This is a genomic window from Sphaerotilus sp. (assembly GCF_031429695.1).
In the GTDB taxonomy this organism is placed as follows: domain Bacteria; phylum Pseudomonadota; class Gammaproteobacteria; order Burkholderiales; family Burkholderiaceae_C; genus Sphaerotilus.
In genome coordinates this window covers 32663-49450 of record NZ_JANPAB010000069.1, presented here as the reverse complement: position 1 = coordinate 49450, position 16788 = coordinate 32663, and the positions used below count along the sequence as shown (strand labels likewise).

11 protein-coding genes are annotated in these 16788 nt (G+C 67.9%); 5 read left to right on the top strand and 6 right to left on the bottom strand.

From position 1 onward, the window contains the following. Positions 1-27: 27 nt before the first annotated feature. From RMP06_RS13585 to RMP06_RS13570, 4 genes are read left to right on the top strand one after another with little or no spacing between them, the layout of a single operon-like run. Positions 28-1164 carry an ABC transporter ATP-binding protein gene (locus tag RMP06_RS13585; RefSeq protein ID WP_310462316.1) on the top strand — a complete coding sequence of 379 codons (1137 nt, stop codon included), beginning with the start codon at positions 28-30 and terminating at the stop codon, positions 1162-1164. Positions 1165-1186: 22 nt separating this feature from the next. Continuing rightward, complete coding sequence (locus RMP06_RS13580; RefSeq protein ID WP_310462315.1) at positions 1187-2908, top strand: glycoside hydrolase family 13 protein; 1722 nt, start codon at positions 1187-1189, stop codon at positions 2906-2908. 43 nt (positions 2909-2951) lie between these two features. Next, a complete protein-coding gene (locus RMP06_RS13575; protein WP_310462314.1) occupies positions 2952-4904 on the top strand; it encodes an alpha-amylase family protein in 1953 nt (650 codons plus the stop codon). A gap of 60 nt (positions 4905-4964) precedes the next feature. Continuing rightward, complete coding sequence (locus tag RMP06_RS13570) at positions 4965-8258, top strand: glycoside hydrolase family 15 protein (protein ID WP_310462313.1); 3294 nt, start codon at positions 4965-4967, stop codon at positions 8256-8258. A gap of 11 nt (positions 8259-8269) precedes the next feature. On the opposite strand, the gene RMP06_RS13565 is transcribed toward RMP06_RS13570, so the two are convergent. The 6 genes from RMP06_RS13565 to RMP06_RS13540 form a co-directional block, all read right to left on the bottom strand. Further along, positions 8270-9331 (bottom strand): oxidoreductase, encoded by a 1062-nt coding sequence (locus RMP06_RS13565; RefSeq protein WP_310462312.1) that lies wholly within the window; start codon positions 9329-9331, stop codon positions 8270-8272. 151 nt (positions 9332-9482) lie between these two features. Then, positions 9483-10370 carry a carbohydrate porin gene (locus RMP06_RS13560; RefSeq protein ID WP_310462311.1) on the bottom strand — a complete coding sequence of 296 codons (888 nt, stop codon included), beginning with the start codon at positions 10368-10370 and terminating at the stop codon, positions 9483-9485. Between the two features lie 345 nt (positions 10371-10715). Continuing rightward, on the bottom strand, positions 10716-11510 hold the full coding sequence (gene iolB, locus RMP06_RS13555; protein ID WP_310462310.1) for a 5-deoxy-glucuronate isomerase: 795 nt from the start codon (positions 11508-11510) through the stop codon (positions 10716-10718). A 5-nt stretch (positions 11511-11515) separates the two neighbouring features. Further along, complete coding sequence (gene iolE, locus RMP06_RS13550) at positions 11516-12421, bottom strand: myo-inosose-2 dehydratase (RefSeq protein ID WP_310462309.1); 906 nt, start codon at positions 12419-12421, stop codon at positions 11516-11518. Between the two features lie 32 nt (positions 12422-12453). Beyond that, positions 12454-14337, bottom strand: coding sequence for a 3D-(3,5/4)-trihydroxycyclohexane-1,2-dione acylhydrolase (decyclizing) (iolD, locus tag RMP06_RS13545; RefSeq protein ID WP_310462308.1), 1884 nt, complete (start codon positions 14335-14337; stop codon positions 12454-12456). A gap of 17 nt (positions 14338-14354) precedes the next feature. Beyond that, complete coding sequence (locus tag RMP06_RS13540; RefSeq protein ID WP_310462307.1) at positions 14355-16295, bottom strand: bifunctional 5-dehydro-2-deoxygluconokinase/5-dehydro-2-deoxyphosphogluconate aldolase; 1941 nt, start codon at positions 16293-16295, stop codon at positions 14355-14357. Positions 16296-16542: 247 nt separating this feature from the next. On the opposite strand from RMP06_RS13540, the gene RMP06_RS13535 reads away from it, so the two are divergent. Then, positions 16543-16785 (top strand): hypothetical protein, encoded by a 243-nt coding sequence (locus RMP06_RS13535; RefSeq protein WP_310462306.1) that lies wholly within the window; start codon positions 16543-16545, stop codon positions 16783-16785. The last annotated feature ends 3 nt before the right edge of the window (positions 16786-16788 follow it).

The window sequence follows — 16788 nt, the reverse complement described above, 5'->3', positions numbered from 1 at the left end:
GACTCTCTTCCTTCGCAAGGGACCGCCATGTCACGCATCGATTTCAAGAACATCGGCAAACGCTACGCCCCCGGCTTGCCGCTGACGATCAACAACGCCAACATCACCATCGGCAAGGGCGAGTTCTGCGTCTTTGTCGGCCCGTCGGGCTGCGGCAAATCGACGCTGCTGCGCATGGTCGCAGGGCTGGAGGACATCACCTCCGGTGACCTGTCGATCGGCGGCGTGCGCGTCAACGATCTGCCGCCGGCCAAGCGCGGCGTGGCGATGGTGTTCCAGAGCTACGCGCTCTATCCGCACATGACGGTGGCCGAAAACATGGCCTTCGGCCTGCGCGTGCTCGGCGCCGACAAGGCGGCGATCGAGCAGAAGGTCAAGAAAGCCGCCGACATCCTGCAACTCACGCCCCTGCTGGACCGTTTGCCCAAGGCGCTCTCCGGCGGTCAGCGCCAGCGGGTGGCCATCGGCCGCGCCATCGTCAAGGAGCCGGAGGTGTTCCTGTTCGACGAGCCGCTGTCGAACCTGGACGCTGCGCTGCGCGTGCAGACCCGTCTGGAGATCGCCAAGCTGCACCACGACATCGGCACCGCCAGCATGATCTACGTCACCCACGACCAGGTCGAGGCGATGACGCTGGCCGACAAGATCGTGCTGCTGCGCTCGGGCCAGGGCGTGCAGGACCACGGCAGCGTGGCGCAGTTCGGTTCGCCGATGGACCTCTACCATCGCCCGGAAAACCTCTTCGTCGCCGAGTTCATCGGCAGCCCGAAGATGAACGTGCTGCCCGGTCGCCTTGTGCGCGCCGAGGCCGACCACGCGGTGGTCGAGGTGCATGGCGAGCAGATCACCGTCGCGGTGGACGCCCGCCGCGCCAAGGCCGGCGACCCGGTGTCGCTGGGCATTCGCCCCGAGCATCTGCTGGCAGGGGACACCGGCGTCGGCTCGCCGCTGCACGCCAAGGTGCGCCAGATGGAGCGGCTGGGCGATTCGTCGATGCTCTATCTCGACATCGCACCCGATGCACCGATGGTGACGCTGCGCCTCGAAGGCTACGCGGGTCACTCGGCGGGTGACCGCATCACGCTGCGGATCCGCCCGGAACACGGCTACCTCTTCGACGCGGCCGGATTGGCCTTTGCGCGCACCGTGCAACTGCCCGCCTGAACCCCCGACACGCCCGCCGACCATGACCGCACGCCCCGACCGCGACTGGTGGAAACAGTCCGTCGTCTACCAGATCTACCCGCGCAGCTTCTGCGACAGCAATGGCGACGGGGTGGGCGATCTGCCCGGCATCACGTCGAAGCTGGACCACCTGCAGGCGCTCGGCGTCGATGTGGTCTGGCTGTCGCCGGTCTACGCCTCGCCGCAGGACGACAACGGCTACGACATCAGCGACTACCGCGCCATCGCGCCCGAGTTCGGGACGATGGCCGAGTTCGACGAGATGCTGGCGCAGATGCACGCGCGGGGCATCCGGCTGATGATGGACCTCGTGGTCAACCACAGTTCGGACGAGCACGCCTGGTTCCGCGAGGCCCGTAAAAGCCGCGACAACCCGTACCACGACCACTACATCTGGCGTGAACCCCAGCCCGATGGCTCGCCGCCGACCAACTGGGAAGCGGCGTTCAATGGCTCGGTCTGGGAGTGGAACGCGCCGACCGGCGAGTACTACCTGCACATGTTCAGCCCCAAGCAGCCGGACCTGAACTGGGAGAACCCGGCGCTGCGCGCCGAGGTGCACGAGGCGATGCGCTTCTGGCTCGACAAGGGCGTGGACGGTTTTCGCATGGACGTGATCAACATGATCTCGAAGCCTTGGAATGCCGATGGCAGCCTGCCGGATGCGTCGGTCGTGCGCGAGGGCTTCCTGCAGCCGGGGTTTGCGCTGACCTGCAACGGGCCGCGGCTGCTGGAGTTCCTGCGCGAGATGCGCGAGCAGGTGCTCGACCACTACGACACCATCACGGTGGGCGAGGCGCCGCTGGCCACCATCACGCAGGGCCGCGAACTGACGAATCCGCAGACCGGCGCGCTGAGCATGCTGTTCCAGTTCGAGCACATGGACCTCGACAGCGTCGGTGGTCACATGAACGGCAAGTGGGCGCTGAAGCCGCTGGACCTGCGCGACCTGAAGGCGACGATGACGCGCTGGCAGGACGCGCTCTACCAGCAGGGGTGGAACAGCCTCTACCTGAACAACCACGACCAGCCGCGGCCGGTGTCGCGCTTCGGCGATGACGGGGCGCACCGGGTCGTGTCGGCCAAGATGCTCGGCACCTTCCTGCACGGGATGCAGGGCACGCCCTACGTCTACCAGGGCGAAGAACTCGGCATGACCAACGTGGGCTTCGAGTCGATCGAGGACTACCAGGACATCGAGATCCGCAACATGTACCGCGTCGCCACCGAGGAGCGCGGACAGGATCCCGCCGAGGTGATGCGCTCGATCCACGCCAAGGGCCGTGACAACGCGCGCACGCCGATGCCCTGGGATGGCTCGCCCAACGCCGGCTTCACGACCGGCACGCCCTGGCTCAAGCTGAATCCGAACTTTCCGCAGATCAATGCCGCGCAGGCGGTGGCCGATCCGGACTCGGTGTTCCACCACTACCAGCGCCTGATCGCGCTGCGCCGCGCCCATCCGGTGCTGGTGCATGGCCGGTATGACCTGCTGCTGCCTGACCATGCCCAGATCTACGCCTACACGCGGACCCTGGACCTCGAACGGTGGTTGATCGTCTGCAATTTCGGCGGGGAGACGCCCGTGTTCGACCTGCCTGCCGAGGCTGCGGCCAGCGGCTGCGACTGGATGCTCGGCAACTGTCCGCCGTGTGAGGGTGATCCGCTGCACGGCTCGCCCCTGCGGCCGTGGGAGGCGCGGATGCTGCGTCTGCATGCCTGATCCCTACTGTCCCCAGAACCGACTCACTGACAAGGAGGCCGCCGTGGCCACCGACACGATTTCCGGCCCGCGGGTGACCGGACGCCCCATCCCCGCCTGGGTCACGCACGACGAGCAGCTCGGCCGCCTCTGGCAGACGCTGCACAGGACGCTGGCGGGCGAAGCCCACTGGCCCGCGTTCGACCAGCGCGTCCGCACCCACCTGCAGACGCTGCGCAGCGAGCTGCTGCCGCTCTACGGCGACCGCGCCGACTTCGAGGACTTCCTGGTTCGCCTGCTGCAGACCACCTTCGAGGCCTGGCGCGACCGTGCCGACGACCTGAAGGCGCTCGACGCCCAGCGCGAGCACGACCCGGACTGGTTCCAGTCGCAGCGCATGCTCGGCGGTGTCTGCTACGTCGATCTGTTCGCAGGCAACTTCAGCGGCATCGAGGCGCAGATCCCGTACTTCCAGGAACTCGGCCTGACCTACCTGCACCTGATGCCGCCCTACCTGTGCCCCGAGCCGCACAGCGATGGTGGTTACGCGGTCAGCAGCTACCGGGCCACCAAGCCGTCGCTGGGCACCATCGACGAGCTGCGCCACCTGTCGGAAAAGCTGCGCGAGGCGGGCATCTCGCTGGTGCTGGACTTCGTGTTCAACCACACCTCGGACGAACACGACTGGGCGGTCGGCGCGCGGGCGAACGATCCCGCTTACCAGGACTACTTCTACCTCTTCCCGGACCGCACCCAGCCCGACGCCTACGAGCGCACCGTGCGCGAGATCTTCCCGGACGAGCACCCGGGCGCTTTCTCGCAACTGCCCGACGGCCGCTGGGTCTGGACCACCTTCCACAGCTACCAGTGGGACTTGAACTACAGCAACCCCGAGGTCTTCCGCGCGATGGCCGGCGAGATGCTGTTCATCGCCAACCTGGGCGTCGAGTTCCTGCGCATGGACGCGGTGGCCTTCATCTGGAAGCGGCTGGGCACGTCCTGTGAAAACCTGCCCGAGGCGCACCACCTGCTGCGCGCCTACAACGCGGTCTCGCGCATCGCGGCGCCGGCGCTGCTGTTCAAGAGCGAGGCCATCGTCCATCCGGACGACGTGGTGGCCTACATCGCGCCCACCGAGTGCCAGATCTCCTACAACCCGCTGCAGATGGCGCTGCTGTGGAACACGCTGGCCACGCGCCAGGTGGACCTGCTGCAAAAAGCCCTGGCCGAGCGCCACCACATCGCCCCCGGCACCGCCTGGGTCAACTACGTGCGCAGCCACGACGACATCGGCTGGACCTTCGCCGACGAGGACGCGCTGCAGCTCGGCATCAACGGCTTCCACCACCGCCAGTTCCTCAACCGCTTCTACGTCAACCGCTTCCCTGGCAGCTTCGCCCGCGGCGTGCCGTTCCAGGACAACCCGGCCACGGGCGACTGCCGCATCTCCGGGACGGCCGCCTCGCTGTGCGGGCTGGAACAAGGCGACGCCCATGCGGTGGCGCGCATCCTGCTGCTGTACGGGGTGGCGCTGTCCTCGGGCGGCATTCCGCTGATCTACCTCGGCGACGAGGTGGGCACGCTCGACGACCATGGGTACGTCAACGACCCCGGCAAGGTCAGCGACAGCCGCTGGGTGCACCGCCCGGCGCGTGACGAGCGCCGCTACGCCGAGCGCCGTGACCCGAGCACCGACGCAGGGCGCCTGCACGCCGGGATGCGCCACCTGATCTCCCTGCGCCGCCATCTGCCGGCGCTGGCGGGCGGTCACCTGGTGCCGTTCTTCACCAAGAACCCTGCCGTGCTCGGCTATCTGCGCGACGGGACACGCATCGGGCAGGGCAGCGTGCTGGTGCTGGGCAACTTCAGCGAGTTCCCCCAAACCATCGCCGCCGACGTGATGTCGGCCATGCCCGCCAAGCTGGTGGACCTCATCGGCCAATCGGCCTTCGATGCACGGTCGGCTGTCACGCTGGCGCCGTACCAGATGGTGTGGCTGGTGCCGCGCGGCATGTGAATTGCTAAAGTGGAGTGACCGTTCGGGTGGATCCCCTCCTGCGCGGGGATGACAGACGACATGAGCACACACCCAAATTCCAGGACCGCACCGCGCCTTGAGGCACTCCAGGCCCTCACGCAGCAGGCGCGCACCGTCATCCTGTCGCGGCAGGATCCGATCACCGGCCTGCTGCCCGCCAGCACCGCCATCACGGTGCACGGTGACTACACCCACGCCTGGGTGCGCGACAACGTCTACAGCATCCTGGCGGTCTGGGCGCTCGGCCGTGCCTGGCGTGCCACCGATCCGGCGCAGGCCGATGACCTCGACGCCGCCACGACCCGCCTGATGCGCGGCTTGCTCCTGGCGATGATGCGGCAGTCGCACAAGGTCGAGCGCTTCAAGCGCACCCAGCACCCGCACGACGCGCTGCACGCCAAGTACTCGACGCAGACCGGTGAATCGGTGGTGGGCGACGCTGCCTGGGGCCACCTGCAGATCGACGCGACCGCGATCTTCCTGCTGATGCTCACGCAGATGAGCGCCGGCGGCCTGTCGATCGTGCGCGACCGCGACGAGCTGAACTTCGTGCAGAACCTGGTTTGGTACCTCGCGCACGCCTGGCGCACGCCCGACTACGGCATCTGGGAGCGCGGCCACAAGCGCAACGACGGCCAGGCGGAGGTCAACGCCAGCTCGGTCGGCATGGCCAAGGCGGCGCTGGAGGTGGTCAATGGCGCGCAGCTCATGCCCGGTGCGGACAGCCCGCGCATCCACGTCCCGGCCGACGCCATCGCGCAGGCCCGCCACACGCTGGAAGGCCTGCTGCCGCGCGAGTCGGAATCCAAGGAGACCGACGCTGCGCTGCTGTCGATCATCGGCTTCCCGGCGTTCGCGGTCGGCGATGCGGTGCTGGTCGAGCGCACCCGCGCCGAGATCATCGGCAAGCTGCAGGGCCGCTATGGCTGCAAGCGTTTCCTGCGCGACGGCCACCAGACCGTCACCGAAGACCACAGCCGCCTGCACTACGAGCCGGGCGAGCTGAAGCAGTTCGAGCACATCGAGTCCGAGTGGCCGCTGTTCTTCTGTTACCTGCTGATCGACGCGGCATTGCGCGGTGATCAGATGGCAGCCCGCGACTACCGCACGCGGCTGGACGCACTGATGGTGGAGCAGGACGGTGTACGCCTGCTGCCAGAGCTGTACTTCGTTCCGGCCGGGCTGGTGGACGCCGAGCGGCTGGAACCCCGCAGCCAGCGCCGCGAACCCAACGACAACGTGCCGCTGGTCTGGGCGCAGAGCCTGTACCTCGTGGGCGTGCTGGTGCACGACCGCTACGTGACGGCGCGCGAACTGCTGCCCCGCGGCCGCGGTCCGAGCGATGCCGCGTCCAAAGCCATGATCGAGGCCGCGCGCGAGCAGGTGCGGGTGCAGGTGGCCGTGCTGGGCGCGGACCGGCTGGTGCAGGCGCGGCTGGCCTCGCACGGCATCGCCTGCGAGACCCCCGAACAGGTGCAGCCGCTGCAGGTGCGCTATGCCGACGATCTGGCGCTGGCGCTGGCCGAGCTGGGGCGGGTGGACCGCCTCGGGCTGACCGGCCGGCCGATCGAGCGCCTCGACAGCCTCGTCACCAGCCAGGTGTTCACGCTGGCCGCTGCAGGCGGTGCCGGGGAGCAGACGATCGTTTTCCTGCCGTCGTTCTACAGCCGCCAGGGCTTCTACCTGACGCTGGACAACCGGCTGCTGGTCGACGAGATCCGCGCCGAGATCGCCGGCCTGCGGCGCCATTGGCAGGTGCGTGACCAGCAGGGGCAGCCGCTGCTGCTGCTGCTCATCGGCGAGCCGATGCTGGGCGCCAACAGCGCCGAGGTGCTGCTGAATTTCCTGAAGGAACTCGGGCGCGACGCCACGGCTGGGGTCGAAGTCGGGCCGCTGGCCACGCTGCTGCCGCGTGTGCGCACCACGCGCATGGACTGGCTCGACGCGGCGCCCTGGGCAGCGACGGCCGAGCTGCCCGCCACCGCGGACACCCGCTTGCCGCCTGATCTGCGCTGGGAAGAAGGCTCGACCCGACCCCTGACGCCCGCGCGCGCTGCCGCGCTGGAGCACGAGGTCGATCCGCAAGTGCTGCTCCACCGGCTCGACCGCAGCCGCAATCCCTACGAGCAGATCGAGATCCTGGGTCTCCTGGTGCGCCGGGGTGGCGCGCAGTGGGGCACCGACCGGGGCTGCTCGGTCGCACAGACGGTGCTGGATTTCCACGCCCGCGCCTGCCATGGACGCAAGTGGGGCCTGATCCGCCGCTCGGCCGGCGTGCTCGACCTGCACGACGACGCGCTTGAAGAGGCGGTGACCCAGATTGTCGTCCGGCAAAAGCGTGTCGCTGTCGGCCGTGCCTACGGCGAAGGCGCCGTGATCGGCCGACCGATGGGCAGCGCCGATATCCACGCACGCATCAGCCGCTACGGCGGCGACGATCCGCGGGCGCGGGTGCTGCTGCAGGAGATCGTGTTGCTGCTGGGCGTGCTGATCAAGGCGGACGCCGCGCTGTTCAAGGGCACGCTGACGCTGCGCGCCTGGTACCTGATCCTGCTCATCACCGGCTGGCTGGCGCGCGAACACGCGCTGACGCAGGCCGAGGCCTTCGACTTCCTGCTCAGCCTGAGCCCGCACGCCATCCTCACCCGCCTGCGTGAGGTCATCGCCCACGAGCAGGACATGAACCGCAACCTGCTGCGCCTGCAGTCGCTGCATGGCCGCATCAGCCACGACGGCAGTGGCAGCGCCGCCGGGCTGGCGACGGTGCATTTCCCCGCGTCGGCTGACCCGGTGCTCGACCAGAGCGTCGGTGGCTGGCTGGCCTGGCGCGAAGTGCAGGGCGTCATCACGCGCTTGCCCGAAGACTTCTACGCCCGCGTCTGGCAGGTGCTGCGGCACTTCCCTGGTCTGGTCATTGGCGACCAGCTCGACAGCCGCAACCAGATGGACAGCCGCGTGGCGCGGGCCGACATGACGCCGTCCGAGCGCGGCTTTGCCCTGCAGGTGGAGGATCTGCTCAACAAGATCCAGGCGCCCGAGTACCGCCAGCTCACGATCGAGGCGCTGGTGGCGGTGTCCGACATCTGCCGCGCCAATCCACAGTTGCGTGCCGAGCGGCTGCTGGTGATGGATGTCCTGGTGGGGGTGGCCGTGCGCGTGGGCTGGACGCAGACGCTGCCGGTGCGTGAACCCGATGTGCCGGCACCGGACTACAACGAGCACCGGGGGGCGGCGTGGTCCGCGTTCTACGCCAGTCCGCCGCACGCCGTGGCGCAGTGGGTGATGGCGGCGCTGGCCTTCCTGATGACGCCGGAGCCGGTCGGGGTGGAGTGAGCCGAGCCGGCTCAGGTCGGCGAGAAGCGCAGCGTGCGGCCCTCGGCGGCGCTGCGCATCGCGCAGTCCATCACCGCCATGACGTGCAAGGCCTCGGTGGCCGGTACCGGATTCGGGCCATTCCCGCGCAGCGCATCGCGGATGCCCAGGTAGTACTGGCGGTAGTCGCCCCGCGGTCGCGGCACGGGGACCGGTTCGGCCGTGCCGATCACCAGCAGCGCGGGGCGGCTGTCGTCGCCCCAGCCCGGTGCGCCCGGGGTCATGCCGGCCTTCAGCTGGTCTTCCTGCGTGTCCAGCCCGGTGGAGAGCCAGCTCCCGGCCGTGCCGTGCAACTCGAAGCGTGGCGAGGCCCAGGCTGCCAGCCGCGTGACATGCAGCGTCACCCGGCGTTGCACCCCCTCAGCCTCGTAGCCGAGCACCACTTGCGCCCAGTCCACCACGCCGACTGCACCGTCACGCAAGCCCGCCATGTCCGCCATGACCGTCTGCGGTGGCCCGAACAGGCACAGCGCCTGGTCGACCACATGCGGCCCCAGGTCGAACCACAGGCCTGAGCCGGGTCCGGGACGCTCGCGCCAGCGGTCCCGCGGGACGGGGGCAAATCGGTCAAAGCGTGAGATGCATTCGCGCACGTCGCCCAGCGCGCCGCTGTGCAAGGCCGCCTGCGCGCCGAGGAAATCGCCATCCCAGCGCCGGTTGTGGAACACCGAGAGCAGACGCCCCCGTGTCTCCGCCAGTTCCACCAGATCACGCGCCTCGTCCATCGAGACGGTGAACGGTTTGTCGATCACCACATGCTTGCCCGCCAGCAGCGCAGCACACGCTAGCGGGTAGTGGCTGTCGTTGGGGCTGGCAATGACGACGAGGTCGATCGCCGGGTCGGTGGCGGCGGCCAGGTAGTCGGCGGTGACCCGGACTTGTGGCCAGCGGGCGTGGACCTTGCCGGCATCGCTGGAGGCGATCAGCGCGAGTGACAGGCCCTCGACGCTGTCGATCAGCGGGGCATGGAAGGTCTGGCCGACATAGCCGAATCCGATCAGCGCGACATGCAGCGTGGAAGGTGTGGGCGACATGGACGGGATGGTTCGTTCAGGCATAAAAAAAGGTGAGCCCCCATCGGGAGCCCACCAAGAAAGGGTGGCAGCACTCTATGCCACCCCCTCAGGACCACTAGAACCGTGGACCCCGAAATCGCTGATTCCACTGCCGCAAGGGCAGCAGGGATCAGAAAGCGTAGTTGACGCGGACGCGCAGACCAATGCGCTTGGCTTCGCCGTCGGCCTTGCTGTACGAAGCAGCCGGGGTGACGGTGGCGCCCGTGTCGAACAGCGGCAGGCTGTAGGCGGCGTAGAAAATGTTTTCCTTGGCCGAGCCGGTCTTGTCCATGATGTAGCCGAGACCAGCTGCACCCATCGTGGCGTTCAGGCCCAGGCTGGAGCCCTTGACCGAAGCGGAACCAGCGGCAGCAGCGGTGGTCTTGCCCGAGCCGTAGCTCAGGTTCAGGCCAGCACCAGCCATCGTGGTGCCGACGGTGATGCCAGCGCCGCTGACCTTGGCGCCAGCAGAGTTCTTGCCGTTTTCGAAGCCGACCTTGGCGGTGAAGCCGTCCACGCCGAAGCTGACGACCGGGCGGATGCCGGTGTTCTTGGCAGCGGCCATCAGGCCCAGTTCGAAGCCGACGCCACCACCAGCGTTCAGGGTCAGCGCAGCGTGTGCATCGCTGGTACGGCCTCGGAAGGCGTTGGTGCGGTAGCCGCTCGGAGCGCCGCCGTCTTCAACGATGGTGTCCTTGCCGGTGGGGAACAGGTCCGCAGCTTCGAAGCGGCCCAGCTTGACATCGCCAGCGGCATTGCCGATCTGGACCCACATGTCGTCGATGGCAGCGGTGCCGCCCTTGGTGGCCAGGTAGCTGGCGCGGCCAGCGACAAAACCGCCGCCCTTGTCGGTCTTCGAGAAGGCGTTCAGTTCAACGCGACCACCTTGGCTGGCGCCACGGTTGTTGTTCTGGTAGGTGGTGTCCATTTCGACGTTGGCATCAAAGGCCACGGCGGCGAAAGCCGGAGCGGAGATCAGGGCGGCGATGGCCAGGGCCAGTTGGGATTTGCGGATCATGGTCAGACTCCTCTTTCGTTGCGGGAAGATGGCCGAATGCTCGACCTTGGGTGATGCTTGGTGATGAACAGTAGCGACTATTCAATTCCAATTTACCTGAGGATGACCCTTGGTAAACCAGTGTGTCGCGCCGGTGCAACATTCGCTCGGTGCCTGAATTGTGTGCTGCACCGTCGTTGAGAGGTAGTGCAGCGCGTTCAGACAACAGACCGGTTACGTCGGGTTTCTTGCCTGTGAATTTATGCCAAAACACAGCTTCACAGTAGCGCCGTAAACGTTTGCGTTTTTACCGCACCCTGATTTAGGCGAAAACCTAGGGAACATCCTTGTCGCAATTACGCGACGTTACAGCGCCACCATCCATTCGTGGGCTGGATCGTTCTTGAAATGCCAGAGCCTTCCCGGACCTGCCATGACATTCAGGTAGTACAGGTCGTAGCCATGCGGCGCGACGCAGGGGTGATACCCGCGAGGAACCATCACGACGTCGTGGTTTTCCACGGCGCAGGCCTCGTCAATACTGCGGTCGTCGGTATAGACACGCTGAAACGCAAAACCCTGCGGCGGATTCAGTCGGTGGTAATAAGTTTCTTCGAGCAGGGTTTCTTCCGGGGGCACGTCGCGGTCGTGCTTGTGCGGCGGATAGCTGCTGGAATGGCCGGCAGGAGTGATCACCTCGACCACCAGCAGGTGGTCCGCCCCCGGATCGTCCTGGGGCAGGATGTCGCACACATAGCGCGTGTTGGAGCCTTTTCCGCGCACGCTGCGGCGCAGGGTGCTGCCATCGATGCGCCGCACGGCGTGGCCGCCCTTGCTGGGTGCGCTGCACAGCGCGACTTCGGCATTTCGTGTGGCCGTGACCGTCAGCGTCTGGCCGCCGGGCACATACAGCGCGTCCGGTGACTGTTCGGCGAACACGCTGTCGCGCGAACCCAGCCCCGCGAACACGGTATCGCCGACCCGCACTTCGACGGTGCCGGTCAGCACCACGAGGCACAGTTCGCGTGCGCCGGTGTCGAGCGTTTCATGGTCGCCCGCCGCCAGCCGCAGCGCACGGAAGCCGACGTGCGTCCAGCCGGCCCGCTCGGGCGTGATTTCGCAGATTTCCCGCCCGGAGGCGGCCTTGACGAGCAGGCCCATGGTGTTCAGCTTCCCAGTCGGTTGACGATGGCCCGCAGCGTGTCGTGGCCCTTCTTGGCGTAGGCGTAGCTCGGGGCCACGGCGGGATCCTGTTCGGCCTCGACGACCAGCCAACCCTCGTAACCCGCGTCCTTCAGCGTCGTGAGCACGGCGTCGTAGTCGATCACGCCGTCGCCGGGCACGGTGAAGGTGCCGTTGATGACGCCGTTCAGGAAGCTCCAGCTGTCGTTGCGCGCCTGCGCGATGACGGCCGGGCGCACGTCCTTGCAATGCACGTGGACGACGCGGCTCAGGTGCTTCTTCAGTGGCACGAGCGGGTCAGTGGCACCCCCGAAATAGGCGTGGCCGGTGTCATAGAGCAGGAAGACCTTGGCCGGATCGGTCAGCGCCATGAGCTGGTCGATGTCGGCGGGTGACTCCACATACGCGCCCATGTGGTGGTGGTAGGCGAGCTTGATGCCGTAGGTGTCGATCAGGTGCTGGCCGAAGGCGTTCAGGCGCTCGGCGTAGGCCTGCCAGGCGGCGGCGTCGCGGAAGGTCGGGCGCTTGCTGACGGGCGTGTCGATCTGGCCTTGCACGGTGCCCGCGCACTCACCGTAGACGACCACGTTCGCGCCGTTGAACTGCAGCTTGGCCATGTGCGCGACGCAGCGGGCCACCTCGGCTTCCACCGTGTCTTCGGCCAGGAAACCCGAGTACCAGCCTGAGACACAGGCCACGCCGAACTCGTCGAGTTTTGCCTTCAGGCCGGGGCCGTCCTTGGGGAACTTGTTGCCGAGTTCGAAGCCTTCGTAGCCGATCTCGGCGCCTTCGGAGAGGGCGGTTTCGAGCAGGGTTTCGCCGCCGAGGGCGGGCAGGTCATCGTTCATCCAGGAGATGGGGTTGATGCCGATGCGGACGTTCCAGGTCATGTGCGGTTCCAGTGATTCGGGTTCAGTCGGGGTCAGTGAAATTGTTTCTTCTTGGCTTCGACATAGCGGGCCTGCGCTGCCATCGCCTCGGGGCGCGGTGACACCTCGGGCAGCGCCACTTCCCACCAGGTGCCGCCGTCGTTCGTCGTCCGGCGGTGCGTCGTGTCGATCACGAGCACCTGCGATTTCGTCGCGGCGCGGGCGCGGGCCAGCTCGCGGCGCAGCTCGGCCACGTCCTGGACATGCACCGCGTCCGCGCCCATCGAACGGCCGTGCATCGCGAAGTCGATCGACGACGGCTGGCCCCCTTCCGGGATACAGTCGTCGAGCATGTTGTTGAAGCTCGCGCCCCCCGAATTCACCTGCAACCGCTCGATGCAGCCATAGCCGCGGTTGTCGAGGAGGACGACGATGATCTTCTTGCCGAGCATCACCGAGGTGGCGAGTTCGGCGTTGAGCATCATGTAGGAGCCGTCGCCGACGAGGACGAAGACCTCGCGCTCGGGGCGGGCCAGCTTGGCGCCCAGGCCACCTGCGACCTCGTAGCCCATGGTCGAGAAGGCGTAGTCCATGTGGTAGTTGCCGGGCAGGCCGCTGCGCCAGAGCTTGTGCAGCTCGGCGGGCAGCGTGCCGGCGGCGCAGACCACCAGATCCTTCGTGCCGCTGTCCAGCCCGACATCCGCCGCCGATTCGCGCACCGCGCCGATCACCTCGGCGTCATAGGGCAGCGTGTCGGTCGGCACGTTCAGCGTCAGCTCGGTCACGCGGGCAACCCACGCGGCGGCGCGGGTACGGCACAGCACGGTCCAGTCCGTGTCGGCGCGCCAGTCCCCCAGCGCGGCCGACAACTGCGCGAGTCCGGCGCGTGCATCGGCGACCAGCGCCTGACCACGTTTCTTGCCGGCGTCGAAGGGCTGCACGTTCAGGCTCAGCAACTTGGCGTGGCTGAACAGCGCATGCGAGCCGGTGGTGAAGTCCTGCAAGCGCGTGCCGACGGCGAACACCACGTCGCACTCGGCCGCCGCCGCGTTGGCTGCGGGCGAGCCGGTGACGCCGATCGCGCCGAGGTTGAGCGGGTGGTCCCAGGCGAGGCTGCCCTTGCCGGCCTGCGACTCGACGACGGGGATGCCATGCGCCTCCGCGAAGTCGCGCAGCGCCGCCCACGCCTGGCTGTAGAGCACGCCACCGCCCGCCACCAGCACCGGCTTGCTTGCCGACTGCAGCAGCGCCACGGCCTCGTCCAGCTCGCGCTGTTCGGCGGGCGGGCGGCGGAAGCGGATCACCGCCGGCTCGAAAAACTCCGCCGGCCAGTCGAACGCGAAGGTCTGCACGTCCTGCGGCAGCGCCAGACACACCGGCCCGCACTGCGCCGGATCGGTCAGCACCTGGATCGCCCGCGGCAGCGCCACCAGCAACTGCTCGGGGCGGGTGATGCGGTCGAAGTAGCGCGTCACCGGGCGGAAGCAGTCGTTGGCGCTGACATCGCCTTGCTCGAAGCTCTCGACCTGCTGCAGCACCGGGTCCGGCAGCCGCGTCACGAACACGTCGCCCGGCAGCAGCAGCACCGGCAGCCGCCCGACATGCGCCAGCGCCGCCGAGGTCACCAGGTTGGTGGCGCCGGGGCCGATGCTGGAGGTGACGGCCATGATGCGCTGGCGGAAGTTCGCCTTGGCGTAGGCGATGGCCGCGTTGGCCATGCCCTGTTCGTTGTGGGCGCGGTAGGTCGGCAACTGGTCGCGCACCTGGTGCAGCGACTCGCCCAGGCCGGTGACATTGCCGTGGCCGAAGATGGCGAAGGCGCCGCCCACGTAGGGCAGGACTTCGGTGGAGCCGTCCACGTGGGTGACTTCCACGCGCAGCGCAGCCAAGTAGCGCACCAAGGCTTGGCTGACGGTGAGTCGGAGGGTGTTGTGCATAGGGGCAGGGGGTTCGTTCAGGCGGCCTTGCGGCGCTTCCAGGCGTCCACGAGGGTGGCGAAATTCTGCGCCACGGTGTCGATGAAGGCGTCGTCACCGAGTTCGCCCTTGAACCACTGCAGCGAGGCGTCCACCCACAGCGTGCGGCCGACCATGAAGCCCTTGACGATCGGGTTGGTGGCGTGGACGAAGCTGTCGGCGAGGTATTGCAGCGGCTGGTTCAGGCCGAGGATCACGGCACCGCGGCAGTGCGGGTCGCGCTCGGCCACCAGCGCGGCGAGCTGCGTCCAGCCGTCTGCGCTCATCGAGGCGAGCTTCCACCATTCGGGCTTGACGCCCAGGTTGTAGAAGCGCTTGACGGCGCGCAGCACGGCGTCGTCTTCGGTGCCAGCCGGCGTCATGGCCTTCGGCGGGATGATTTCCAGCAGCAGCTCGTTGCCGCTCTCGCGGGTGGCTTCCCAGAGTTCGAGCACGGTCTGCTCCTGCGCCACGCGCAGCGCGGGGGTGTCGTCCGGGTGGTAATGCACGAGGCACTTGACCACCTGTTCGGTCGGCCAGTGGATCAGCGACGTGCCGACCGAGCGCGTGCCGTCGAAGCGCAGCGGGCGCGAACCCGGCAGCTCCACTGGCCGCCCGACCCACCAGCCACGCCCCGTGGCACTCGCCAGCGCGTCGCGGCCGTAATCGCCGCCGTCGATCAGCACGCCGACGTGGCCCTGCAACTGGTGGCTGCGCTCGACCTGCTCGGCGGCGCGCACCAGCAGCTTCTTGAGCGCGGGGATGCGGCTTTCCTCGGCGCCCGCTTCGCGGGCGAGGTCGTAGAACTGGCTGCGGTGGTCGAAGGCCATCACGCACAGCTCGCTCCACACCGGGCGGGCGGGGGCGGTGACGCGGTGCAGGTGCGCCAGTTGGGCATCCGCATCGACCTTGGGATTGCGGCTGCCGCTGAACCAGTGCTCCAGCTCCGCCGGCGTCGGCATTGCGGCCGAACAGGCGTGGCGCGAGACGACGATGGCACCGCAGGCGTTGGCCATGCGGGTGGCGCCAGCCCAGTCCTTGCCCTGCAGCAGCCCGGTCATCAGGCCCGACAGGAAGGCATCGCCTGCGCCCAGCACGTTCAGCACCTCGACCCGCTCGCCGCGGAAGGTCGGCGCGTCCTCGATCGCCGCGGGAATCGGGCCTTCGATGACGCAGCAGCCGGCCGCGCCGCGCTTGACCACCAGTTGCGCGCTCGACACTTCGCGCACGGCCCGCAGCGACGCCATCAGGTCGTCCGGGTGGCCGCCCGCGATGAAGAACTCTTCCTCGGTGCCGACCAGCAGGTCGAACTCGCCGAGCACCTGCTGGAGCTGGCGCGTCACGTTGGCGTCGTCCACGAAGCGGTTCTCGCCCGCGCCGCGGCTGGTCAGGCCCCACAGCACCGGGCGGTAGTCGATGTCGAGCACGCGCATCGCCCCGTGCCGCTTGGCGAAGCTCAGCGCGGTGAGGGCGGCTTCGCGGGTGGTGGGCGTGGACAGGTGTGTGCCGGTGATGGCCAGGGCGCGGCAGCCGGCGACAAAGTCTTCGGAAATCTCGTCGGCGCGGATCGCCATGTCGGCGCAGTTCTCGCGCACGAACAGCAGCGGGAAGGTGTCGCGGTCCTTCAGGCCGAGCAGCACGAGGGCGGTGAGGCGCTCGGGGTCGGTCTGGAGCTGGCTCACGTCGCAGCCCTCGCGCTGCAGCGATTCACGCAGGAAGTTCCCGATCTGCTCATTGCCAACCCGCGAAATCATCGCGCTGCGCAGCCCGAGCCGGGCCACGCCGAAGGCCAGGTTGCCGGAGGATCCACCGAGGTACATCGCCATGCTGCGGGCGTCTTCCAGGCGACTGCCGAACTGCTGCGCATAGAAATCGACCGCAACCCGACCCAGACAGGCCAGGTCGATGCGGCGACCGGAGGGGAAATTCAAGGTGCTCATCGGAGGATCCGGCCCGGGCGGGCGTGTGCGTAGGTTGGCGTCGAGTCTAGGAGGTTCGGAAATGAAATTCCCTAGGTGTATTTCCTTAGAAATGTATTTCCATTTCCAAGGTGCCACCCACCGGCGCTCCTGCCCCGGCTGGCTCGGCGCCTTGTCCTTCGCGGGTCGGCGCCTCGTCTGACAGACACGCCCCGGGGCGGGCCGCACCATCGGCTCTCACCCTGTTTTGCCTGTTTCGGAGCGTCTCATGAGCACACCCTTCCAATCCGGCCCGCACTGGAGCACCGCCTCGTTCGGCGAGACCGCCGACACCTCGCCGATGGAGCTGTCGGCCCTGGGTGACCACCTGGACCTGTGCCGCGGCCTGCGGGGGCGGCTGTTTGCCGCGCGCTGCCGCGCCGAGGTGGTGCACGGCTTCGTGGCCTCGCACTTGGTGACCACGGCGCTGGGTGTGGTGGCGCTGGTCGTGGCGGTCTGGCTGGTCCTGTAAGGC